This is a genomic window from Vibrio owensii CAIM 1854 = LMG 25443, assembly GCF_000817815.1.
Taxonomy (GTDB): domain Bacteria; phylum Pseudomonadota; class Gammaproteobacteria; order Enterobacterales; family Vibrionaceae; genus Vibrio; species Vibrio owensii.
The window spans coordinates 1-20078 of the sequence record NZ_JPRD01000041.1; the positions used below are offsets into that span (position 1 = coordinate 1).

Annotated in this window: 30 protein-coding genes and 1 pseudogene; 23 read left to right on the forward strand and 8 right to left on the reverse strand. The window is 46.0% G+C overall.

Annotated elements, in window-relative coordinates:
• Nucleotides 1–198: 198 nt before the first annotated feature.
• Nucleotides 199–1206 (reverse strand): class II fructose-bisphosphatase, encoded by a 1008-nt coding sequence (gene glpX, locus H735_RS19965; RefSeq protein ID WP_005450587.1) that lies wholly within the window; start codon nt 1204–1206, stop codon nt 199–201.
• A gap of 347 nt (nt 1207–1553) precedes the next feature.
• Here glpX and zapB point away from each other — a divergent pair, with 347 nt between their 5' ends.
• Nucleotides 1554–1796: a cell division protein ZapB gene (gene zapB, locus H735_RS19970; protein ID WP_005450586.1), complete on the forward strand. Its 243-nt coding sequence runs from the start codon at nt 1554–1556 to the stop codon at nt 1794–1796.
• 97 nt (nt 1797–1893) lie between these two features.
• Here the strand turns inward: zapB and rraA are convergent, their stop codons facing one another.
• The 7 genes and pseudogenes from rraA to priA form a co-directional block, all read right to left on the reverse strand.
• Entirely contained in the window at nt 1894–2427 is a 534-nt protein-coding gene (gene rraA, locus H735_RS19975; RefSeq protein WP_020196514.1) for a ribonuclease E activity regulator RraA, read from the reverse strand.
• Nucleotides 2428–2502: 75 nt separating this feature from the next.
• Nucleotides 2503–3420: a 1,4-dihydroxy-2-naphthoate polyprenyltransferase gene (locus H735_RS19980; RefSeq protein WP_020196515.1), complete on the reverse strand. Its 918-nt coding sequence runs from the start codon at nt 3418–3420 to the stop codon at nt 2503–2505.
• Nucleotides 3421–3596: 176 nt separating this feature from the next.
• Entirely contained in the window at nt 3597–4928 is a 1332-nt protein-coding gene (hslU, locus tag H735_RS19985; RefSeq protein WP_020196516.1) for an HslU--HslV peptidase ATPase subunit, read from the reverse strand.
• Nucleotides 4929–4957: 29 nt separating this feature from the next.
• Nucleotides 4958–5509 (reverse strand): ATP-dependent protease subunit HslV, encoded by a 552-nt coding sequence (gene hslV / locus H735_RS19990; protein WP_005435051.1) that lies wholly within the window; start codon nt 5507–5509, stop codon nt 4958–4960.
• Between the two features lie 289 nt (nt 5510–5798).
• Complete coding sequence (locus tag H735_RS19995) at nt 5799–6350, reverse strand: SPOR domain-containing protein (RefSeq protein WP_020196517.1); 552 nt, start codon at nt 6348–6350, stop codon at nt 5799–5801.
• Nucleotides 6351–6501: 151 nt separating this feature from the next.
• Nucleotides 6502–7512, reverse strand: a pseudogene (gene cytR / locus H735_RS20000) (DNA-binding transcriptional regulator CytR); the annotation flags it as partial.
• 203 nt (nt 7513–7715) lie between these two features.
• Nucleotides 7716–9917 carry a primosomal protein N' gene (gene priA, locus H735_RS20005; protein WP_020196519.1) on the reverse strand — a complete coding sequence of 734 codons (2202 nt, stop codon included), beginning with the start codon at nt 9915–9917 and terminating at the stop codon, nt 7716–7718.
• 296 nt (nt 9918–10213) lie between these two features.
• Between priA and rpmE the strand changes: the two genes are divergently transcribed.
• The 22 genes from rpmE (at nt 10214) to rplO (ending at nt 20060) form a co-directional block, all read left to right on the forward strand.
• Complete coding sequence (gene rpmE / locus H735_RS20010; protein WP_005450576.1) at nt 10214–10435, forward strand: 50S ribosomal protein L31; 222 nt, start codon at nt 10214–10216, stop codon at nt 10433–10435.
• Nucleotides 10436–10891: 456 nt separating this feature from the next.
• Entirely contained in the window at nt 10892–11203 is a 312-nt protein-coding gene (rpsJ, locus tag H735_RS20015) for a 30S ribosomal protein S10 (protein ID WP_004410492.1), read from the forward strand.
• Between the two features lie 14 nt (nt 11204–11217).
• On the forward strand, nt 11218–11847 hold the full coding sequence (gene rplC, locus H735_RS20020) for a 50S ribosomal protein L3 (RefSeq protein ID WP_005435072.1): 630 nt from the start codon (nt 11218–11220) through the stop codon (nt 11845–11847).
• Between the two features lie 17 nt (nt 11848–11864).
• A complete protein-coding gene (gene rplD, locus H735_RS20025) occupies nt 11865–12467 on the forward strand; it encodes a 50S ribosomal protein L4 (RefSeq protein WP_005435074.1) in 603 nt (200 codons plus the stop codon).
• A complete protein-coding gene (rplW, locus tag H735_RS20030; RefSeq protein WP_004398471.1) occupies nt 12464–12766 on the forward strand; it encodes a 50S ribosomal protein L23 in 303 nt (100 codons plus the stop codon). The genes rplD and rplW overlap by 4 nt, the downstream gene beginning before the upstream one ends.
• A gap of 15 nt (nt 12767–12781) precedes the next feature.
• Complete coding sequence (gene rplB, locus H735_RS20035; RefSeq protein WP_005450574.1) at nt 12782–13606, forward strand: 50S ribosomal protein L2; 825 nt, start codon at nt 12782–12784, stop codon at nt 13604–13606.
• Nucleotides 13607–13627: 21 nt separating this feature from the next.
• The gene (gene rpsS, locus H735_RS20040; RefSeq protein ID WP_005431614.1) at nt 13628–13906 is read left to right on the forward strand and encodes a 30S ribosomal protein S19; all 279 of its coding nucleotides are present in this window, start codon (nt 13628–13630) and stop codon (nt 13904–13906) included.
• A 10-nt stretch (nt 13907–13916) separates the two neighbouring features.
• Nucleotides 13917–14249 carry a 50S ribosomal protein L22 gene (gene rplV / locus H735_RS20045; RefSeq protein ID WP_005383164.1) on the forward strand — a complete coding sequence of 111 codons (333 nt, stop codon included), beginning with the start codon at nt 13917–13919 and terminating at the stop codon, nt 14247–14249.
• 18 nt (nt 14250–14267) lie between these two features.
• Nucleotides 14268–14966 (forward strand): 30S ribosomal protein S3, encoded by a 699-nt coding sequence (gene rpsC / locus H735_RS20050; protein WP_005435080.1) that lies wholly within the window; start codon nt 14268–14270, stop codon nt 14964–14966.
• Nucleotides 14967–14977: 11 nt separating this feature from the next.
• The gene (rplP, locus tag H735_RS20055; RefSeq protein WP_005379577.1) at nt 14978–15388 is read left to right on the forward strand and encodes a 50S ribosomal protein L16; all 411 of its coding nucleotides are present in this window, start codon (nt 14978–14980) and stop codon (nt 15386–15388) included.
• Nucleotides 15388–15579, forward strand: coding sequence for a 50S ribosomal protein L29 (gene rpmC / locus H735_RS20060; RefSeq protein WP_004410456.1), 192 nt, complete (start codon nt 15388–15390; stop codon nt 15577–15579). Before rplP ends, rpmC begins: the two co-directional genes overlap by 1 nt.
• The gene (rpsQ, locus tag H735_RS20065; RefSeq protein WP_005450571.1) at nt 15579–15833 is read left to right on the forward strand and encodes a 30S ribosomal protein S17; all 255 of its coding nucleotides are present in this window, start codon (nt 15579–15581) and stop codon (nt 15831–15833) included. Before rpmC ends, rpsQ begins: the two co-directional genes overlap by 1 nt.
• A gap of 165 nt (nt 15834–15998) precedes the next feature.
• Nucleotides 15999–16370 (forward strand): 50S ribosomal protein L14, encoded by a 372-nt coding sequence (gene rplN / locus H735_RS20070; protein WP_004410450.1) that lies wholly within the window; start codon nt 15999–16001, stop codon nt 16368–16370.
• A 13-nt stretch (nt 16371–16383) separates the two neighbouring features.
• Complete coding sequence (gene rplX / locus H735_RS20075) at nt 16384–16701, forward strand: 50S ribosomal protein L24 (protein WP_005435084.1); 318 nt, start codon at nt 16384–16386, stop codon at nt 16699–16701.
• Between the two features lie 23 nt (nt 16702–16724).
• Nucleotides 16725–17264: a 50S ribosomal protein L5 gene (gene rplE / locus H735_RS20080; RefSeq protein WP_005450569.1), complete on the forward strand. Its 540-nt coding sequence runs from the start codon at nt 16725–16727 to the stop codon at nt 17262–17264.
• Between the two features lie 17 nt (nt 17265–17281).
• A complete protein-coding gene (gene rpsN / locus H735_RS20085; RefSeq protein WP_004410442.1) occupies nt 17282–17587 on the forward strand; it encodes a 30S ribosomal protein S14 in 306 nt (101 codons plus the stop codon).
• Between the two features lie 29 nt (nt 17588–17616).
• Entirely contained in the window at nt 17617–18009 is a 393-nt protein-coding gene (rpsH, locus tag H735_RS20090) for a 30S ribosomal protein S8 (protein ID WP_005450567.1), read from the forward strand.
• 12 nt (nt 18010–18021) lie between these two features.
• Nucleotides 18022–18555 (forward strand): 50S ribosomal protein L6, encoded by a 534-nt coding sequence (gene rplF, locus H735_RS20095; RefSeq protein WP_005450565.1) that lies wholly within the window; start codon nt 18022–18024, stop codon nt 18553–18555.
• A 9-nt stretch (nt 18556–18564) separates the two neighbouring features.
• Nucleotides 18565–18918 carry a 50S ribosomal protein L18 gene (gene rplR / locus H735_RS20100; protein ID WP_005435088.1) on the forward strand — a complete coding sequence of 118 codons (354 nt, stop codon included), beginning with the start codon at nt 18565–18567 and terminating at the stop codon, nt 18916–18918.
• Between the two features lie 14 nt (nt 18919–18932).
• On the forward strand, nt 18933–19436 hold the full coding sequence (rpsE, locus tag H735_RS20105) for a 30S ribosomal protein S5 (RefSeq protein WP_005435090.1): 504 nt from the start codon (nt 18933–18935) through the stop codon (nt 19434–19436).
• 7 nt (nt 19437–19443) lie between these two features.
• Complete coding sequence (rpmD, locus tag H735_RS20110) at nt 19444–19620, forward strand: 50S ribosomal protein L30 (protein WP_005450564.1); 177 nt, start codon at nt 19444–19446, stop codon at nt 19618–19620.
• A gap of 5 nt (nt 19621–19625) precedes the next feature.
• Nucleotides 19626–20060 (forward strand): 50S ribosomal protein L15, encoded by a 435-nt coding sequence (rplO, locus tag H735_RS20115; protein ID WP_005435092.1) that lies wholly within the window; start codon nt 19626–19628, stop codon nt 20058–20060.
• Nucleotides 20061–20078 lie beyond the last annotated feature (18 nt).

Below are 20078 nucleotides of genomic sequence, written 5' to 3' on the forward strand. Positions count from 1 at the left end.
GGGAGTCCATACATCGAACAACGAGGAACGAGTGTGATTCAGAATCTATTATCCTTTGATTCTGTGGTCTGGAGGTGGAATAAAGGCTAAGAGCTTGCTGGAACTAGATTCTCAGTCTCGCGATTAAAAACGAAGTTTAAATGACTTACCAGAAAAGAAAGGCTCCAACTCAGGGGGAGTGGGAGCCTCGAATACTGCTTAAAGAATGATATCGCGCACTTCAGGGTCTTTACGCTCTAGGTAGTGCGTAGACTTGATGCGACGAATAGTACGACAGCGACCGCGAATCAATAGGGTTTCTGTTGTTGCGATGTTACCTTGACGAGAGATACCTTCCAGTAGGTCACCCTTGGTAATACCCGTTGCAGAGAATACTACGTTGTCGCTGCGTGCCATGTCTTCCATCTTTAGAACCACGTTCGCTTGAACGCCCATCTCTTCACAGCGTTGAAGTTCAGCAGCGCCGTAGATGCGGTTTTCTTCAGTATCGCCTTTTACTTCGTGACGAGGAAGAAGACGACCATGCATGTCACCGTCTAGTGCGCGAATCACTGCTGCCGATACTACGCCTTCTGGAGCACCGCCGATGCAGTACATCACGTCTACTTCGCTATCTGGCATACAAGTTAGGATCGAAGCGGCTACATCGCCGTCTGGCACTGCGAACACACGAACGCCCATTGCTTGCATCTCTGCGATCACTTCATCGTGACGTGGCTTAGCAAGCGTAATCACAACAAGTGTATCAAGAGTCTTGTTCAGTGCTTTAGCAACGTTTTCTAGGTTTTCTTTTAGAGGTTTACCTAAGTCGATAACGCCTTTTGCACCAGGACCAACAACCAATTTTTCCATGTACATATCCGGCGCTTTAAGGAAGCTGCCTTTCTCGCCAGCTGCTAGCACTGCCAATGCGTTAGATTGCCCCATTGCCGTCATACGTGTGCCTTCAATCGGGTCAACGGCGATATCTACTTCATCACCACCGATGCCCACTTGTTCACCAATGTATAGCATTGGCGCATCATCGATTTCGCCTTCACCAATAACGATTTCACCACTGATGTCTGTTTTGTTCAGCAAGGTGCGCATAACTTCAACAGCAGCACCGTCCGCTGCGTTTTTGTCGCCACGACCAAGCCATTTATAGCCAGCCAGAGCGGCACCTTCAGTAACACGGGAAAATGCCATTGCTAAATCGCGTTTCATGATGTCTCCAAGTAACAAGAGGGAAGAAGAATTTGCGCGGCGATTCTATCACATCGTAAGTTAAACGTTTGCCTTTTTGCTGAGCTTTTACTTTAACTAAGTTGAATTTGATCAATACTTGGGTGAGTTTTTGGCGTCGTGAGAGCAAATTGCATTGTTCAAAAATGCCTCTAGGATAAGAAAAGTCAGCGTTTAGTGAGATTGCGCTGATTTTTTAACCGAATGATGCGAAATATCGAATATAGTGAGTGTTTCTCGTCGCTACGCTGAGTAGAATGAACCTTATCGGTAAGGTGCAAGCGAACGCTCGCGCATCGTCCCAACGGAATAACAATAGGTAGGCCAAGATGTCTTTTGAAGTACTAGAACAACTAGAAGCGAAAATTCAAACTGCAGTTGACACAATCACTCTTCTTCAGATGGAAGTCGAAGAGCTGAAAGAAGATAAAGTAAAACTTGAAACAGAAGCTAACGAGCTTCGTTCTCAACGTGAAGAGCTAGAGCAAAAATCTCAGCAAGCTCAACAAGAGCACGCACAATGGCAAGAGCGCATTCGTGCACTACTTGGCAAGATGGACGAAGTGGAATAATCCACTTAAGTATCCAGAATCAAAAACACCCGCTTCGGCGGGTGTTTGCGTATTTGGCGATATTTTTTTAGCGATGTGGCTAGTTGCTAATAAAAGATTAATTTAGCTCTGCTTCATCTTCATCTTCGTCTTCTTCATCGAGCTCTAAGTCTACATTGAGTGGCTCAGGTGAAAGAATGATGCCTGTGCTATCGGCATAGATGTAATCTTCAGGTAGGAAGCTAACGCCACCAAAGTTCACTGGTACGTCGATTTCACCAATGCCTTGATTTGCTGCCCCAACAGGAATTGAAGCGAGAGCCTGAATGCCAAGGTTCATGTCTTCCAGTTCGTCCACTTCGCGAACACAACCATAAACCACAATCCCTTCCCATTCGTTTTCTTCTGCTAGTGTTGCGATTTCTGCATCGATTAAGGCTCTGCGCAAGGAACCGCCACCATCAATCAGCAATACTCGCCCGATACCATCTTGTTCTAACGTTTCACGGATCAGTGCGTTGTCTTCAAAACACTTAATCGTCGTCACTTGCCCGGCAAACGACGCTCGACCGCCAAAGTTACTGAACATCGGTTCAACTACATCTACCTGATCAAGATAGATATCACAGAGTGCTGAGGTATTGTATTCCATAGCGTACCTTTCTAAACAGAAACTGTTGTCTTTGAGTATATCTAGGCATTAAGTCAATGCAATGACAATCCTTTTTTAACTCATCAGAGTTTGAGCTACCACAATTGTTGCAAATAAAACGTTAGTGACCAGTGAGCATTTCACAACAACAGGCATCATAGGTGCAATTTGTGCTGGCTTTTCGGTATCCCAAACCGCTTTGCCGTGATGAGCCACCACGTAAATGCTGATCAAGAAGGGCAGACTAATCCATACTGGCTTGTCTTGAATAAGCAGGTAAGCTGCGAAAGCCAGTAGCGCACCACCAAGTAAAATGAAGTGGTATTGCTTTGCTTTACGTTGGCCAAGTCGAACGGCCATGGTGCGCTTACCACATTCGCTGTCGTTCTCGATATCGCGCATGTTGTTGATGTTCAGTACAGCTACTGCTAACAAACCACAACCCAGTGCTGGTAGGAATAGTGTCGCATCTACATGACCTGTGTGTAGGAAGTAAGTGCCAGATACACCAAGTAGGCCAAAGAAGATAAATACAGACAGGTCACCCAAGCCAACATAACCATAAGGCTTGCTGCCCATGGTGTAAGCAATCGCCGCGATAATGGCAAGAATGCCCAGACCGATAAAGGTAATGATGCTTTCAAAAGAGCTCAGTGCGTAAAACACTAAGGTTAAACCAGCAATGGCGGTCAGGATGATGTTGAAGATGATCGCGACTTTCATTTGCTGTGCTGTGACTGCGCCAGATTGCATTGCGCGCTGAGGGCCTAAACGGTTGTCGTTGTCCGTGCCTTGCACTGCATCGCCGTAGTCGTTCGCAAGGTTCGACAAAATTTGCAGTAGGGTCGCCGTGATAAACGCCATAATGGCAATCGTCAGCGAGAAGTGTCCCGCAGAGTAGGCGAGTACGCTACCGGTCAAAATAGACACCAGTGCGAGGGGTAATGTTTTTGGGCGAGCGGCTTCAAGCCAGATCTGCAATGATTGTTTCATGGATATTTCGTGCTAGTAACCAATGTGCCCAGTATAAGCACAAAGCGCTCAATACGCTATTGACCTGAAGCAAGTCAATTAAGAGTCAAAGGGTTACGGAGAAGGAACACAGTTTCCATATTTGAGGCAATAAAAAGGCTGCCAATATGGCAGCCTTGATGAGAGTCGGATCTTGCTTAAAGAATAAAGCGGCTTAGATCTTCATCTTCAATCGTATCGCCTAGGCGGTCTTTCACGTATGCCGCGTTAATGACGAACTTCTCACCGGCTTTTTCAGTCGCGTCGTAAGAAATCTCATCCATCAGACGCTCCATCACTGTGTGTAGTCGACGCGCACCAATGTTCTCAGTGGTTTCGTTTACTGTCCATGCCGCTTCCGCGATTTGTGTGATGCCATCTTCAGTGAATTCTACATCTACGCTCTCTGTTTTCATCAGCGCAATGTACTGCTCTGTTAGAGACGCTTTTGGCTCGGTTAGGATGCGTTTGAAGTCGTTGCTGCTCAGCGCTTCAAGTTCTACGCGGATTGGTAGACGACCTTGCAGTTCTGGGATCAGGTCAGAAGGCTTCGCTACTTGGAATGCGCCAGATGCCACAAACAAGATGTGATCAGTTTTCACCATGCCATGCTTCGTTGATACCGTGCTACCTTCGATTAACGGTAGTAGGTCACGCTGAACACCTTCACGAGAAACATCAGGACCAGAGCTTTCACCTCGCTTACAAATCTTGTCGATTTCGTCGATGAACACGATGCCGTTGTTTTCTACGTTGAAGATTGCAGACTCTTTCAGCTCTTCTTGGTTAACCAGTTTCGCCGCTTCTTCTTCTGCCAACGCTTTCATTGCGTCTTTGATTTTCAGCTTGCGTTTTTTCTTCGTATCACCGGCTAGGTTTTGGAACATGCCTTGTAGCTGGTTGGTCATTTCTTCCATACCAGGAGGCGCCATGATCTCAACACCCATTTGCGGTGCAGCTACGTCGATGTCGATTTCTTTGTCATCTAGCTGGCCTTCACGCAGTTTCTTGCGGAAGATTTGACGCGTGTTCGATGTGTCTTCCTTTTGCTCAGATTGACCCCAAGCATCACGAGCTGGTGGAAGTAGGGCATCAAGAATACGCTCTTCTGCTTGCTCTTCAGCACGGAATTTTACTTTTTCCATCGCTTGTTGGTGAGTCATCTTCACGGCAACATCAGTAAGGTCGCGGATGATGGTTTCCACTTCTTTACCTACATAACCCACTTCCGTGAATTTAGTTGCTTCTACTTTAATGAATGGAGCATTTGCCAGTTTAGCAAGACGACGTGCGATCTCAGTTTTACCTACACCGGTAGGACCAATCATTAGAATGTTCTTTGGCGTTACTTCAACACGCAAGCTTTCTTCAAGCTGCATGCGGCGCCAGCGGTTACGTAGTGCAATCGCAACCGAACGTTTTGCTTTGTCTTGACCAATGATGTGGCGGTTCAGTTCATGAACGATTTCGCGAGGAGTCATTTCAGACATATTTTTTCCTTACTTCGTTACGATTGCTCTTAAGCCGTTGGCTTAGGAAGCTCTACTGTAGATTCTAGTTCTTCTACAGTGTGGTGATGGTTGGTGAATACACAGATGTCGCCAGCAATGTTCAATGCTTTTTCCGCAATTTCACGCGCGTCTAGGTCTGTGTTTTCTAATAGGGCTGTTGCTGCAGCTTGTGCGTACGCGCCGCCAGAGCCAATAGCGATCAGATCGTTTTCTGGCTGCACCACATCACCGTTACCCGTGATGATCAAAGAAGCGGTTTCGTCTGCTACTGCTAGAAGGGCTTCTAGTTTGCGAAGTGCGCGGTCGCTACGCCAATCTTTTGCTAGCTCCACAGCTGCCTTTGTTAAATGGCCTTGGTGCATTTGCAGCTTGCTTTCGAAGCGCTCGAATAAGGTGAAGGCATCTGCTGTACCGCCAGCGAAGCCTGCAAGGACTTGGTTGTTGTATAGGCGGCGAACTTTGCGCGCGTTGCCTTTCATTACGGTATTGCCTAGCGACACTTGGCCATCACCCGCGATGACGACTTTATTGTTTCGACGTACAGATACAATGGTAGTCACAGTCGACCTCTTAATTATTTCTCTTTGGATTTAATTAAGTATATGGGGCAGATGAATTGTGGATTCAAGGGGAAGTTGTTTTTCGATGATAGACAGAGTGTTTTGTCTTTTTGAACAAGAATGAGAGCGATGGCGTTGGGGGAGATAAGGCGTGCTGGTGACGTGTTATCTGTGTCACTCCCTACAGTGAAGCTAAACGAGTAGGGAATCTCGCTTTTCTGCCCTTTAGCTAAAAGAAAAGACCAACCGATCGCTCGGTTGGTCTTCGTATTTCATCGAACTGTGAGAATTATAGATTCTCTTTCCAAATAGCACATGGCTCGATCTTCGCGCGTTGTAGTTTGTGACGATCTTTTTCTGCATCTCGTTTGAACTTGTATGGACCAAGAACAACGCGATACCAAGAGCTGCCTTCTTTCTTAATGACTCGGCTCGTCATGCCCTGGAAGGCGATAGCCAGCTTACGCTCTTCGGCTTGGCTTTGCTTTTTGTAAGCGCCACACTGCATCACGTAAGGTACTTTGGATACTTGAATTTCTTTCGCAACGACTTCCACTTCACGCTGCGGTAAAGATTCCACGTACTCCCACTTTTCTTCTGGTGGAGGTGGGATGTCTTTCTTCGCTTTTGGCTTGCTGGTGGTGTTCGTTACGGGCTTTTCAACCACAACAGTTTGCTCAGGTTCTGGATCAGAGCTTAACAAATACAGTCCATAGCCAAAGCCGCCCACGAGCAAGATTGCTAGTAGACCACTACGCCAAGGTTTTTTTCTTGAAGGTTGTTTTTTTGTAGACTTTTTCGGAGCGCCGCGTCCGCGTCTTACATAATCTCTATTTGCCACGGTTACTTCAGGTCATCAAGGATTCTGGCAAATATGTTAATCCAGAACGCAATGAGAAAACACCCTATTCGAACATTCTTGTTAGCTACGTACAGGAAAGTAGGCATAAAAAAGCGACGCCGGAAGCATCGCTTTGATATTTATTTGCAGATTAACGCAATGGCGGTGGCGCTGCGCTGCCACGAACAACCAACTTAGTCTCTAGTAAGCGAGAGCCGGAATGAACGTCATGGCCTTTTAGTAGTTCAAGCATCATCAACATGGCTTGACGACCGATCTCATAACGAGGTTGGGAGATAGTCGTTAACGGTGGATCGCAGTATTGTGCGAACTGAATGTCATCAAAACCTACGATCGATAAATCTTGAGGAATACGTAAGCCTAGACGTTTCGCTTCTTGAATTGCACCAATCGCCATGGTGTCACAGTGGCAGAAGAGTGCGGTTGGTGGTTCCGGTAACTCAAGAAGTTTACGGACTGCTTGCACGCCGCCTTCAAAAGAGAAGTCAGCGATTACGCTGTATTGTTCTTCTTTATGAATGCCTGCGCGACGAAGTGCTTGCTGGTAACCCTGTTGGCGGAACTGACAAAGTACCGCAGTGTCTGGACCAGAAATTTGAGCAATACGCTTATGGCCAAGTTGAGTCAGGTAGTTTACAGCTTCGAACGCAGAAGTAAGGTTATCGATGTGCACCGTTGGCAATTCAAGCTCTGGTGCGAACTCACACGCCATCACCATAGGTGGTAGGTTTTTCTGTTCCGGCTTGCTGACATCAAAAGGTAGATCGGTTCCGAGAAGCAGCATGCCATCAGCTTGCTTGGTGAAAACCAGGTTTACAAATGAGCTTTCACGCTTTTTCTGCTGACCGCTATCACCAAGTAGAACAAGGTAACCGTGCTCCATTGCTGCGTCTTCAATGCCGCGAATAATCTCAGAGAAGTACGGGTCGCAAATGTCTGGGACGATAGTGACAATGGTCTTTGATTCATTTCTGCGTAAGTTACGAGCTAATGAATTCGGTGAATAACCAGCTTCTAGTACGGCATCTTCCACTCTCTTTCTTGTCGATGAAGAGACTTTTTCTGGATTCATCAATGCTCGCGATACCGTAGCAGTAGATACCCCTGCAAGCTGGGCAACATCCTTCATTGTCGCCATAGTTTTTACCCTCTTAAAATAATTGCCAAGATGACGTTCATCATTTTTCTAATTGAAGTCTATGTGACTGATCCACTTTAGACTTTACTAATTTGAATAGTCTATTCATTTCTAAAGGGAAAGTTACGGTCTGTTTAACAAAAATTGCAATCCTAATGAGAACTCCATCACATTAAAAGGTAATTCATTACATAGTTAAACGTTTGCTAGCTGAGATCCTGTGGTTCTATGTCTAAATTCCAGCGGACTTTCTTGGCATTTGGCAACAACTCAATAGCAGGTTTGGCACTGGTTAATAACTTTTGCATCAATGAGCGATGTTGAGTTTGCAGTAAGAGCTGCCAACGATACGTACCGGCACGCTTAGCCAAAGGTGATGGTGTTGGGCCTAACACCATACAAGAGTCATCGAATAGCGGATGTGATTCCAGAGTAAAACGAACCTGACGCAAAAAGTCTTCAACTACTTCGCTTTGGTTGGCTTCCGCCTTAAACAACGTTAAGAAACTATAGGGTGGAAGCTGGGCCAGTTTGCGCTCTTCCAACGCTGTCATAGCAAAGTGACGATAGTCTTTCTGAAGCAGGGCTTGCAGTAAGCTGTGTTCAGGGTGGTGAGTTTGAAGAATCACTTCACCGGGTTTGCTTGCACGCCCTGCACGCCCCGCAACCTGAATAAATAGCTGAGCGAGCCTTTCGGAGGCGCGGAAGTCGCTACTATATAGAGAGCCATCGACATCCAATAGTGCAACAAGGGTGACATTAGGGAAGTGGTGGCCTTTCGCCAACATCTGGGTCCCTATCAGAATTTGGTATTCACCTTTACGAATTGACTCGAGTGCATCTTCCAAACTGCCTTTACGGCGAGTACTGTCTCTATCAATACGAATCGCTTTGTATTCAGGGAATAGATCTGCCAATTGCAGTTCAAGCTGTTCAGTACCTACGCCAACCGTCACTAGCTGAGTAGAACCGCAGCCCTGACATTGATGAATTACCGGTTGTTGTGAGCCACAATGATGGCAGCGAATCTCATTGCTGTATTGATGGAACGTATAATAAGCATCGCAACGTTTACATTCCGCAATCCAACCACATTCATGGCACATTAAGGCAGGGGAAAAGCCGCGGCGGTTTAGGAACAACATCACTTGGTTGCCAGCTTTAAGGTGTTTACGCATTTCAGCAATTAAAGGTGCGGACAAACCACTGTCTAAATAAAGCCCTTTAACATCGAGTACTTTGTTGGTGGTAGGTACCGCAGAGCCAGCACGTTGAGTCAACGTTAAGTGGTGGTATTTGCCCGATAGCGCATTATGCAGCGTTTCTAAAGCAGGGGTTGCTGAGCCGAGAACAATAGGCACTTGCTCTTTGTGTGCGCGCATGACTGCGACATCACGGGCGTGGTAGCGCAAGCTGTCTTGCTGCTTATATGAGGAGTCGTGTTCTTCATCGACAATAATGATGCCCAGATCCGCAAAAGGAGTGAGCAGGGCAGAGCGGGTACCAATAATAATACCGGCTGCTTTATCTCGTGCTGATAGCCAAGCGTTAAGGCGCTCGGTGTCATTTAACCCAGAGTGGATGACATCAACAGGCACATTAAATCGATGTTTAAAGCGGTTGATGGTTTGTGGGGTTAAGCCAATTTCGGGTACTAAAACCAAAGCTTGTTTGCCTTGCTCAAGAACTGGCTTGATTAGGTTCAAGTAAACTTCTGTTTTACCAGAGCCTGTCACTCCTTCCAATAAATAGCAGGCAAAACCTGTTTGGCTGTTTACGCTGGCAATAGCAAGTGCTTGCTCATGGTTGAGTTTTGGCTTTTCGACGTCACGTTCAACCTGAGTGCTCCACTTAGTTACTGTAGGTTTTTTCTCTATGCGTTCAACCCAGCCTTTCTCTTCCAAAGACTTAAGTACCGCAGAGCCTATTTCTTGTTCGATAAACTCTTGATGTGGGACGGCTCCGTTGACCAACATCTGCAAAGCGCGTTGTTGTTTGACCGCACGCCCAAGTCCCTGCATTAACTTGTCTTTGCCCGATGCGGTGATTTGCCACTCTTGTAATGTGGCGAAATCCGCGGGCTTCCCCTTTCGCAGAGCTGCTGGCATAGCATTGTGCAAAGTGTCCCCAAGAGGGTACTGATAAAATTGGCTACACCATATTAATAAAGAATAAAGTTTCTCAGGCCAAACAGGTTGTGCATCCAAGACCGCTTTAATTGGTTTTAGTTGCTCTTTTGGAAAATCAGAATGATTAACCATCGCTGTGACAACGCCAACCAAGGTTTGTCGGCCGAAAGGTACAGAAACTCGCCCACCAATGATCGGAAACAGATGCCCGGGAATGGCATAATCAAACTGTTTGTCGAGAGGGACTGGCAGTGCCACTCTGGCAATGGATGGACGCATAGAATCTTTACTATATAAAAGAGGGAAGAGGGCTATAGTCTATTAAAACGCACTAAGAAATTCGAGTGATCGGTATTTAATGAGGGTAGATTCCTCTCAGTACTAAAGTACTGGTGAAAAAAGTGGCGAAAAAGTTGCCAAATGTGTTGATCCTAGCTTAGTGATTCATTACTATACTGCGCCTTGAGATATGGCTTCGGCGATTGGTCGATGCGGTATCGCACTTTTATTATTAATTACGTGTGGTGTGCGGCTTAGACTCGTATAGCGACACGGCCTACAATTGAGGTTATCCCATGAAAGCTGGTATCCACCCAGAATACAAAGCAATCACTGCTACTTGTTCTTGCGGCAACTCTTTCGAGTTCAAATCTACTCTAGCGAAGGAATCTATCCACCTAGACGTATGTGACAAGTGTCACCCATTCTACACTGGTAAGCAACGTATCGTTGATACAGGCGGCCGTGTTGATCGCTTCAACAAGCGTTTCGGTGCACTATCAAGCGGTAAGAAATAATAGCAGACGCTATTACGATTACAGTTTAAAAAAGGACGCTTCGGCGTCCTTTTTGTTTATTGGCTAGCGCAAAAGTAGGGGAGAATCGAGCGGCTAAAATTTGTTCGATTATTTTTCACTCGGCTATTGCATCCTAAAGTGTGATCTGTATAATGCAGCGCACTGGTTAAGCCAGTTGTGAACCAATGAGCAATGAGGAGCGAGTAAATCTTCGGATTTACGAGGTAATGTAGACTCAGCTTATGTTCGCGGTTAATACAATTAGCTATCTTTTCTTCGGAAAAACTATCCCCAGAGGTGACTCTGGTATGTAGGGGTAGTTAATCGAAAATTAACTGACAATGCGTCCTAATCTTGGATGCTACGGTTTCACATAAATCAATCGGCATTCTCTCGTCTTTACGAGTCTGAGTGGCGATATTGTTTGTGTAATTTTTAATATTGGAGCTCTGTCTCATGCAGAACCAACGTATCCGTATCCGCCTAAAAGCATTCGATTACAAACTAATCGACGCTTCTACAGCGGAAATCGTTGAAACAGCTAAGCGCACTGGCGCACAGGTTCGTGGTCCAATCCCACTACCAACTCGTAAAGAGCGTTTCACAGTTCTTATCTCTCCACACGTTAACAAGAAAGCACGTGACCAGTACGAAATCCGTACTCACAAGCGTCTAATCGACATCGTTGAGCCAACAGACAAAACTGTTGATGCTCTAATGCGTCTAGACCTTGCTGCGGGCGTTGACGTTCAAATTAGCCTAGGTTAAGGGAGATTAGAAGAATGATTGGTCTAATCGGTCGTAAAGTGGGCATGACCCGCGTATTTACTGAAGACGGCGTTTCTATCCCAGTAACAGTTGTTGAAGTTGAAGCAAACCGTGTTTCTCAAGTTAAAACTCTTGAGACAGATGGCTACGCTGCAATCCAGGTAACTGCTGGTTCTAAGAAAGCTAACCGCGTAAACAAAGCTGAAGCAGGCCACTTTGCTAAAGCTGGCGTTGAAGCTGGTCGTGGTCTTTGGGAATTCCGTTTGGAAAACGGTGAAGAGTTCGCAGTTGGCGCTGAGCTAACAGTTGAACTATTCAACGAAACTAAGAAAGTAGACGTTACTGGTACATCTAAGGGTAAAGGTTTCCAAGGCGCTGTTAAGCGTTGGAACTTCCGTACTCAAGATATGACTCACGGTAACTCATTGTCTCACCGTGCACCGGGTTCAATTGGCCAATGTCAAACTCCAGGTCGCGTATTTAAAGGCAAGAAAATGGCAGGTCACATGGGTGCTGAGCGTGTAACGACTCAAAACCTAGAGATCGTACGTGTTGACGCTGAGCGCAATCTGCTTCTTATCAAAGGTGCAGTACCAGGCTCAACAGGTGGCAACGTGATCGTTAAACCAGCTGTTAAAGCATAACGTCTCAGGAGTAAGTAATGGAACTAATGGTTAAAGGTGCTGATGCACTAACTGTTTCCGAAACTACTTTCGGACGTGAGTTTAACGAAGCTCTTGTACACCAAGTAGTTGTTGCGTTTGCAGCAGGTGCTCGTCAAGGTACACGTGCTCAAAAAACACGTTCAGAAGTTTCTGGCGGTGGCGCTAAGCCATGGCGTCAAAAAGGTACTGGCCGTGCGCGTGCTGGTACAATCCGTAGCCCAATCTGGCGTACAGGTGGTGTTACTTTTGCTGCGAAACCACAAGATCACAGCCAAAAAGTAAACAAAAAAATGTACCGCGGTGCTATGAAGAGCATTCTTTCTGAGCTAGTTCGTCAAGAGCGTCTAATCGTTGTTGATAACTTCTCAGTTGAAGCGCCAAAGACTAAAGAGCTAGTTGCTAAGCTTAAAGAGCTTGAGCTAACTGACGCTCTAATCGTGACTAGCGAAGTAGATGAGAATCTATTCCTAGCTGCTCGTAACCTATACAAAGTTGACGCACGTGACGTTGCTGGTATCGACCCAGTTTCACTAATCGCGTTCGACAAAGTTGTAATGACTGCTGAAGCAGTTAAGCAAGTTGAGGAGATGCTAGCATGATCACTGAAGAGCGTATCCTAAAAGTTCTACGTGCTCCGCACATCTCTGAAAAAGCAACTATGGCAGCTGAGAAAGCGAACACTATCGTTTTCAAAGTAGCTAAAGATGCAACTAAAAAAGAGATCAAAGCAGCTGTAGAAAAGCTTTTTGAAGTTGAAGTTAAGTCTGTAAATACTCTTATCACTAAGGGTAAGACCAAACGTCAAGGTCTACGCCAAGGTCGCCGCAGCGACGTTAAGAAAGCGTACGTTACTTTGAAAGAAGGTCAAGATCTTGACTTTGTTGGCGGCGCGGAATAACAGGAGTAGTTAAGAATGGCTATTGTTAAATGTAAGCCGACTTCCCCTGGTCGTCGTCACGTTGTTAAAGTTGTTAACGCTGACCTACACAAGGGCAAGCCATACGCACCACTTCTAGAGAAAAACTCTAAGAACGGTGGTCGTAACAACAACGGTCGTATCACAGTACGTCACATCGGCGGTGGTCACAAGCACCACTACCGTGTAGTTGACTTCAAACGTACTAAAGACGGTATCCCAGCGACAGTTGAGCGTCTAGAATACGATCCAAACCGTAGCGCAAACATTGCTCTAGTTCTTTACAAAGACGGTGAGCGTCGCTACATCCTAGCACCTAAAGGTGTTCAAGCTGGTGATGTTATCCAATCTGGTGTTGATGCACCGATTAAAGCTGGTAACACTCTACCAATGCGTAACATCCCAGTAGGTTCAACTGTACACAACGTTGAACTAAAACCTGGTAAAGGTGGTCAGCTAGCTCGTTCGGCTGGTGCTTACGCTCAAATCGTTGCTCGCGACGGTGCGTACGTAACTATCCGTCTACGTTCTGGCGAAATGCGCAAAGTTCTTTCTGAAGGCCGTGCAACAATCGGTGAAGTTGGTAACTCTGAGCACATGCTACGTGAACTTGGTAAAGCTGGTGCTTCACGCTGGCGCGGCGTACGTCCAACCGTACGTGGTGTAGTAATGAACCCGGTTGATCACCCACACGGTGGTGGTGAAGGTCGTACTTCTGGTGGCCGTCATCCAGTATCTCCTTGGGGTATGCCAACTAAAGGCTTCAAGACTCGTAAGAACAAACGCACTGACAAGTACATCGTACGTCGTCGTAACAAGTAATCTATATAAAGAGGAATCGCCATGCCACGTTCTCTCAAGAAAGGTCCATTTATTGACCTACACTTGCTGAAGAAGGTAGAGAAAGCGGTGGAAAGCGGAGACAAAAAGCCACTTAAGACTTGGTCCCGTCGTTCAATGATCATCCCATCGATGATCGGTTTGACCATCGCTGTCCATAATGGTCGTCAGCACGTACCTGTTTTCGTAACCGAAGAAATGATCGGTCACAAACTAGGTGAATTCGCACCAACACGTACTTACCGCGGTCACGCTGCGGATAAGAAAGCTAAGAAGCGTTAAGGAGTAAATAATGGAAGCTATTGCTAAACATAACTTTGCTCGCATTTCGCCTCAGAAAGCTCGCTTAGTTGCGGATCTAATTCGTGGTAAATCTGTTGACCAAGCTCTAGAAATTCTAACGTTCAGCAACAAAAAAGCTGCTGCTCTAGTTAAGAAAGTTCTAGAGTCTGCTATCGCTAACGCGGAGCACAACGAAGGTGCAGATATTGACGATCTGAATGTCGCAAAAATCTTTGTAGATGAAGGCCCAACCATGAAGCGTATTATGCCTCGTGCTAAAGGTCGTGCGGATCGTATCTTGAAGCGTTCAAGCCACATCACTGTTGTTGTAGCAGATCGCTAGAGACTAGGAGAGTAAGCAATGGGTCAAAAAGTACATCCTAATGGTATTCGTCTTGGCATCGTTAAGCCTTGGAATGCTACATGGTTTGCTAACACCAAAGATTTCGCTGACAACCTAGACGGCGACTTCAAGGTACGTCAGTTCCTAACTAAGGAACTACAAAAAGCGTCTCTTTCACGCATCGTTATCGAGCGTCCTGCTAAGAGCATCCGTGTGACTATTCACACTGCTCGTCCAGGCGTTGTAATCGGTAAGAAAGGTGAAGACGTTGAGAAACTACGCGCAGCTGTAGCAAAAATTGCAGGTGTACCAGCGCAAATTAACATCGCTGAAGTACGTAAGCCTGAACTTGATGCACAACTTGTTGGTGACAGCATCGCGTCTCAACTAGAGCGTCGTGTTATGTTCCGTCGTGCTATGAAGCGCGCGGTACAAAACGCAATGCGTCTAGGTGCTAAAGGCATCAAAGTAGAAGTAAGCGGTCGTCTAGGCGGCGCTGAAATCGCACGTTCTGAGTGGTACCGTGAAGGTCGTGTACCTCTACACACTCTACGTGCAGACATTGATTACGCAACTTCTTCGGCTCACACTCAATACGGTGTGATCGGCATTAAAACTTGGATCTTCAAAGGTGAGATCCTAGGTGGTATGCCAGCAGCTAACGCTGTAGAGCCTAAAGGCGACAAGCCTAAGAAGCAGCGTAAAGGCCGTAAGTAAGGAGTCGACAGATGCTACAACCTAAACGTACTAAGTTCCGTAAGGTTCAGACAGGTCGTAACCGTGGTCTAGCTAAAGGTACTGATGTAAGCTTCGGCGAATTCGGTCTTAAAGCTGTTGGCCGTGGTCGTCTAACTGCTCGTCAAATTGAAGCGGCACGTCGTGCAATGACACGTCACGTTAAGCGTCAAGGTAAAATCTGGATCCGTGTGTTCCCAGACAAACCAATCACAGAAAAACCACTTGAAGTTCGTCAAGGTAAGGGTAAAGGTAACGTTGAGTACTGGGTAGCCCAAATCCAACCTGGTAAGGTTATGTACGAAATGGGTGGTGTACCTGAAGAATTGGCTCGTGAAGCGTTCCGCCTAGCGGCTCGTAAACTGCCATTCAAAACTACATTTGTAACTAAGCAGGTGATGTGATGAAAGCACAAGATCTACGCGAGAAAAGCGTTGAAGAGCTTAACGCTGAGCTATTGAATTTGCTACGTGAACAGTTCAACTTGCGCATGCAAGCTGCAACTGGTCAGCTACAGCAAACTCATACTCTGAAAGCTGTACGCCGTGATATCGCACGTGTGAAAACTGTTTTGACTGAGAAGGCAGGCGCATAATGAGCGAAGTAAAACGTACTCAACAAGGTCGTGTTGTTAGCGACAAGATGGACAAGTCTATCGTAGTTGCTATCGAGCGCATGGTTAAACACCCAATTTACGGTAAATTCGTAAAGCGCACGACTAAAGTACACGCACACGACGAGAACAACGAATGTGGCCTAGGCGACAAAGTTGAAATCGCAGAGTGTCGTCCACTGTCTAAGACTAAGTCTTGGACTTTGGTTAAAGTTGTAGAAAAGGCGAAGATGTAATCTTCCCCAATCTATGATTGACAAACGGCTCCAAAAATTATTTTTGGAGCCGTTTATTTTTTGACTACCCAATCACAAAAAAGGGTGGTACAATTCGCGTCCCTTTTAAAGAGGCAGCCCGACCCGAGAGGGTCTAGTTTTTTTATTATTTAGCGGAGCACTAACATGATCCAAATGCAAAGTATGCTGGACGCAGCTGATAACTCAGGCGCACGCAGCGTAATGTGTATTAAGGTTCTGGGTGGCTCTCACCGCCGTTATGCACATATCGGTGACGTTATCAAAGTTACTGTTAAGGAAGCAATTCCTCGCGGTAAAGTTAAAAAAGGTGACGTTCTGAAGGCGGTGGTAGTGCGCACCCGTAAAGGCGTACGTCGTCCTGACGGTTCTGTCATTCGCTTCGACCGAAATGCTTGTGTATTGTTGAACGACAACACTGAGCAACCAATCGGTACACGTATCTTTGGTCCTGTGACACGCGAACTTCGTGGCGATAAGTTCATGAAGATCGTTTCACTGGCTCCAGAAGTTCTGTAAGGAGCACGTAGAAATGGCAGCTAAAATCCGTCGTAATGACGAAGTAATCGTTCTTGCTGGTAAAGACAAAGGCAAGAAAGGTAAAGTAACTAAGGTCCTAGCAACTGGTAAAGTTATCGTTGAAGGTATCAACCTTGTTAAGAAACACCAGAAACCTGTTCCTGCACTAGGTATCCAAGGCGGTATCGTAGAGCAAGAAGCAGCAATCGACGTTTCTAACGTGGCGATCTTTAACGCAGCTACTGGTAAAGCTGACCGTATCGGTTTCCGTTTTGAAGATGGTAAGAAAGTTCGTTTCTTTAAGTCTAACAACGAAATCGTTTCTAACTAATAGAAGTAATTTGGAGTTCTACTATGGCGAAACTGCATGATTACTACAAGTCGTCTGTAGTCGCTGAACTGACCAAACAGTTTAGCTACACAAGCGTCATGCAAGTCCCTAGAATCGAGAAAATCACCCTAAACATGGGTGTTGGTGAAGCAATCAACGATAAGAAACTGCTAGAAAACGCAGCTGCTGATATGGCAACGATCTCTGGTCAAAAGCCACTTATCACTAAAGCTCGTAAATCTGTTGCAGGTTTCAAAATCCGTGAAGGCTACCCTATCGGTTGTAAAGTAACCTTGCGTGGCGAACGTATGTGGGATTTTCTTGAGCGTCTAATTTCGATCGCTCTTCCACGAGTACGTGACTTCCGTGGTGTTAGCGCTAAGTCTTTTGACGGTCGCGGTAACTACAGCATGGGCGTTCGCGAGCAAATCATCTTCCCGGAAATCGACTTTGATAAAGTTGATCGAGTACGCGGTCTAGACATCACTATTACGACGTCTGCTGGTACTGATGAGGAAGGCCGTGCTCTGCTGGCTGCCTTTAACTTCCCATTCCGTAAGTAAGGTGAAGGGTTACTGTTATGGCTAAAAATTCAATGAAAGCACGTGAAGCAAAACGTGCGAAGCTAGTAGCTAAGTTCGCTGAAAAGCGTGCAGCGCTAAAAGCTATCATCAGCGATGTAAACGCATCTGAAGAAGATCGTTGGAATGCGGTTCTTACACTGCAATCTCTTCCACGTGATTCAAGTGCATCACGTCAGCGCAACCGTTGTAACCAAACTGGTCGTCCACACGGTTACCTACGTAAGTTCGGTCTAAGCCGTATTAAGGTTCGTGAAGCTTGCATGAAAGGCGAGATTCCGGGTCTTCGTAAGGCTAGCTGGTAATTGCCACTTAATCATTTGGAGTAAATCATATGAGCATGCAAGATCCGATTTCGGATATGCTGACCCGTGTTCGTAACGGTCAGGCAGCAAACAAAGTTGCTGTTAAAATGCCTTCTTCAAAGCTTAAAGTTGCAATCGCTGCACTACTAAAAGCTGAAGGTTACATCGTTGACTTCGCTGTTGAAGGCGAAGCAAAACCTGAGCTAGAAGTTACTCTTAAGTACTTCCAAGCTAAACCAGTAATCGAGCAACTTAAACGTGTTTCTCGTCCAGGTCTACGTGTTTACAAGAAGAAAGATCAACTTCCTTCTGTAATGGGTGGTCTTGGTATTGCTATCGTTTCTACTTCCAAGGGTCTTATGTCAGACCGCGCTGCACGTAAAGCAGGTCTTGGTGGTGAAATCATCTGCTACGTAGCTTAATAGGAGTAGAATATGTCTCGTGTTGCTAAAGCACCTGTCGCTATTCCAGCTGGCGTAGAGGTGAAACTAAACGGCCAAGAAATCACTGTAAAAGGTGCTAAGGGCGAACTATCTCGCGTTCTTAACAACGCTGTAGTAATCGCTCAGGAAGAAAACAACCTAACTTTCGGTCCTAAAGAAGGTGTTGCTAACGCATGGGCACAAGCTGGTACAGCTCGCGCTCTAGTTAACAACATGGTTGTTGGTGTTACTGAAGGCTTTACTAAGAAGCTAACTCTTAAAGGTGTTGGTTACCGTGCTGCTATCAAAGGCAACGCTGTAGGTCTAACACTAGGCTTCTCTCACCCAGTTGAGCACGAGTTGCCAGCGGGTATTAAAGCTGAATGTCCAAGCCAAACTGAAATCATCATCACTGGTTGTGATAAGCAACTAGTTGGTCAAGTTGCGGCTGACATTCGTTCTTACCGTCAACCTGAGCCTTACAAAGGTAAAGGTGTTCGTTACGCAGATGAAAATGTGCGTACTAAAGAAGCTAAGAAGAAGTAAGGTAACACTATGGATAAGAAAGCATCTCGCATCCGTCGTGCTACACGTGCACGTCGTAAGATTGCAGAACTGGGTGCGACTCGCCTAGTTGTACACCGTACTCCTCGTCACGTGTACGCACAGGTTATCGCGGCTAATGGCTCTGAGGTTATCGCAGCAGCTTCTACTGTAGAAAAAGCGATCCGTGAGCAAGTGAAATACACTGGTAACGTTGATGCAGCTAAAGCAGTAGGTAAAGCTGTTGCTGAGCGCGCTCTTGAAAAAGGCGTAACTGCAGTTGCATTTGATCGTTCTGGTTTCCAATACCACGGTCGAGTAGCGGCGCTAGCAGAATCTGCTCGCGAAGCTGGTCTGAAATTCTAAGGTAGGGTTGGAAGATGGCTAAAGAACAACAAGTTCAAGCGAATGATTTGCAAGAAAAGCTAATCGCAGTTAACCGTGTTTCTAAAACGGTTAAAGGCGGTCGAATCATGAGCTTCACTGCACTAACAGTAGTTGGTGACGGTAACGGTCGTGTAGGTTTCGGTTACGGCAAAGCTCGTGAAGTACCTGCAGCGATTCAAAAAGCAATGGAAAAAGCGCGTCGTAACATGACTACTATCGCGCTAAACGAAGGCACTCTTCACCACCCAGTGAAAGGTCGCCATTCGGGCTCTAAAGTTTACATGCAGCCTGCTGCAGAAGGTACTGGTGTTATCGCAGGTGGTGCGATGCGTGCAGTACTAGAAGTTGCTGGTGTACACAACGTACTATCTAAAGCATACGGTTCTACGAACCCTATCAACATCGTTCGTGCAACGATCGATGCACTAGGTAGCATGAAGTCGCCAGAAATGGTTGCTGCTAAACGTGGTCTAACTGTTGAAGCTATTTCGGAGTAAGAACACCATGGCAACTATTAAAGTAACTCAAACTAAAAGCTCAATTGGCCGCCTACCAAAGCACAAAGCTACTTTGCGTGGTCTAGGTCTTCGTAAAATCAACCATACAGTAGAACTTGAAGATACTCCGTGTGTACGCGGTATGATCAACAAGGTTTTCTACATGGTTAAAGTTGAGGAGTAATCAGAATGCGTTTGAATACTCTTGCACCGGCTGCTGGCTCTAAGCACGCTCCTAAGCGTGTAGGTCGTGGTATCGGTTCTGGCCTAGGTAAAACTGGTGGCCGTGGTCACAAAGGTCAAAAATCACGTTCTGGCGGTAAAGTTCGTCCAGGTTTCGAAGGCGGTCAAATGCCTCTGAAACAACGTCTACCAAAATTCGGTTTCACTTCTCGTAAGAGCCTAGTGTCTGCTGAAGTTCGTCTAGGTGAACTAGCGAAAGTTTCTGGTGACGTGGTTGATCTAAACAGCCTTAAAGCTGCTAACATCATCACTAAGAACATCGAATTCGTAAAAGTTGTTCTATCTGGTGAAATCGATAAAGCAGTGACTGTTAAAGGTCTACGTGTGACTAAAGGCGCTAAAGCTGCAATCGAAGCTGCAGGCGGTAAAATCGAGGAATAATCTCGAGGAACGAGGTAC

Bases quoted from the DNA above. Each gene is read 5' to 3' on its own strand.
- glpX (WP_005450587.1), bottom strand. From the start codon at position 1,206: ATGAAACGCGATTTAGCAATGGCATTTTCCCGTGTTACTGAAGGTGCC.
- zapB (WP_005450586.1), top strand. From the start codon at position 1,554: ATGTCTTTTGAAGTACTAGAACAACTAGAAGCGAAAATTCAAACTGCA.
- rraA (WP_020196514.1), bottom strand. From the start codon at position 2,427: ATGGAATACAATACCTCAGCACTCTGTGATATCTATCTTGATCAGGTA.
- H735_RS19980 (WP_020196515.1), bottom strand. From the start codon at position 3,420: ATGAAACAATCATTGCAGATCTGGCTTGAAGCCGCTCGCCCAAAAACA.
- hslU (WP_020196516.1), bottom strand. From the start codon at position 4,928: ATGTCTGAAATGACTCCTCGCGAAATCGTTCATGAACTGAACCGCCAC.
- priA (WP_020196519.1), bottom strand. From the start codon at position 9,917: ATGCGTCCATCCATTGCCAGAGTGGCACTGCCAGTCCCTCTCGACAAA.
- rpmE (WP_005450576.1), top strand. From the start codon at position 10,214: ATGAAAGCTGGTATCCACCCAGAATACAAAGCAATCACTGCTACTTGT.
- rpsJ (WP_004410492.1), top strand. From the start codon at position 10,892: ATGCAGAACCAACGTATCCGTATCCGCCTAAAAGCATTCGATTACAAA.
- rplC (WP_005435072.1), top strand. From the start codon at position 11,218: ATGATTGGTCTAATCGGTCGTAAAGTGGGCATGACCCGCGTATTTACT.
- rplD (WP_005435074.1), top strand. From the start codon at position 11,865: ATGGAACTAATGGTTAAAGGTGCTGATGCACTAACTGTTTCCGAAACT.
- rplW (WP_004398471.1), top strand. From the start codon at position 12,464: ATGATCACTGAAGAGCGTATCCTAAAAGTTCTACGTGCTCCGCACATC.
- rplB (WP_005450574.1), top strand. From the start codon at position 12,782: ATGGCTATTGTTAAATGTAAGCCGACTTCCCCTGGTCGTCGTCACGTT.
- rpsS (WP_005431614.1), top strand. From the start codon at position 13,628: ATGCCACGTTCTCTCAAGAAAGGTCCATTTATTGACCTACACTTGCTG.
- rplV (WP_005383164.1), top strand. From the start codon at position 13,917: ATGGAAGCTATTGCTAAACATAACTTTGCTCGCATTTCGCCTCAGAAA.
- rpsC (WP_005435080.1), top strand. From the start codon at position 14,268: ATGGGTCAAAAAGTACATCCTAATGGTATTCGTCTTGGCATCGTTAAG.
- rplP (WP_005379577.1), top strand. From the start codon at position 14,978: ATGCTACAACCTAAACGTACTAAGTTCCGTAAGGTTCAGACAGGTCGT.
- rpmC (WP_004410456.1), top strand. From the start codon at position 15,388: ATGAAAGCACAAGATCTACGCGAGAAAAGCGTTGAAGAGCTTAACGCT.
- rpsQ (WP_005450571.1), top strand. From the start codon at position 15,579: ATGAGCGAAGTAAAACGTACTCAACAAGGTCGTGTTGTTAGCGACAAG.
- rplN (WP_004410450.1), top strand. From the start codon at position 15,999: ATGATCCAAATGCAAAGTATGCTGGACGCAGCTGATAACTCAGGCGCA.
- rplX (WP_005435084.1), top strand. From the start codon at position 16,384: ATGGCAGCTAAAATCCGTCGTAATGACGAAGTAATCGTTCTTGCTGGT.
- rplE (WP_005450569.1), top strand. From the start codon at position 16,725: ATGGCGAAACTGCATGATTACTACAAGTCGTCTGTAGTCGCTGAACTG.
- rpsN (WP_004410442.1), top strand. From the start codon at position 17,282: ATGGCTAAAAATTCAATGAAAGCACGTGAAGCAAAACGTGCGAAGCTA.
- rpsH (WP_005450567.1), top strand. From the start codon at position 17,617: ATGAGCATGCAAGATCCGATTTCGGATATGCTGACCCGTGTTCGTAAC.
- rplF (WP_005450565.1), top strand. From the start codon at position 18,022: ATGTCTCGTGTTGCTAAAGCACCTGTCGCTATTCCAGCTGGCGTAGAG.
- rplR (WP_005435088.1), top strand. From the start codon at position 18,565: ATGGATAAGAAAGCATCTCGCATCCGTCGTGCTACACGTGCACGTCGT.
- rpsE (WP_005435090.1), top strand. From the start codon at position 18,933: ATGGCTAAAGAACAACAAGTTCAAGCGAATGATTTGCAAGAAAAGCTA.
- rpmD (WP_005450564.1), top strand. From the start codon at position 19,444: ATGGCAACTATTAAAGTAACTCAAACTAAAAGCTCAATTGGCCGCCTA.
- rplO (WP_005435092.1), top strand. From the start codon at position 19,626: ATGCGTTTGAATACTCTTGCACCGGCTGCTGGCTCTAAGCACGCTCCT.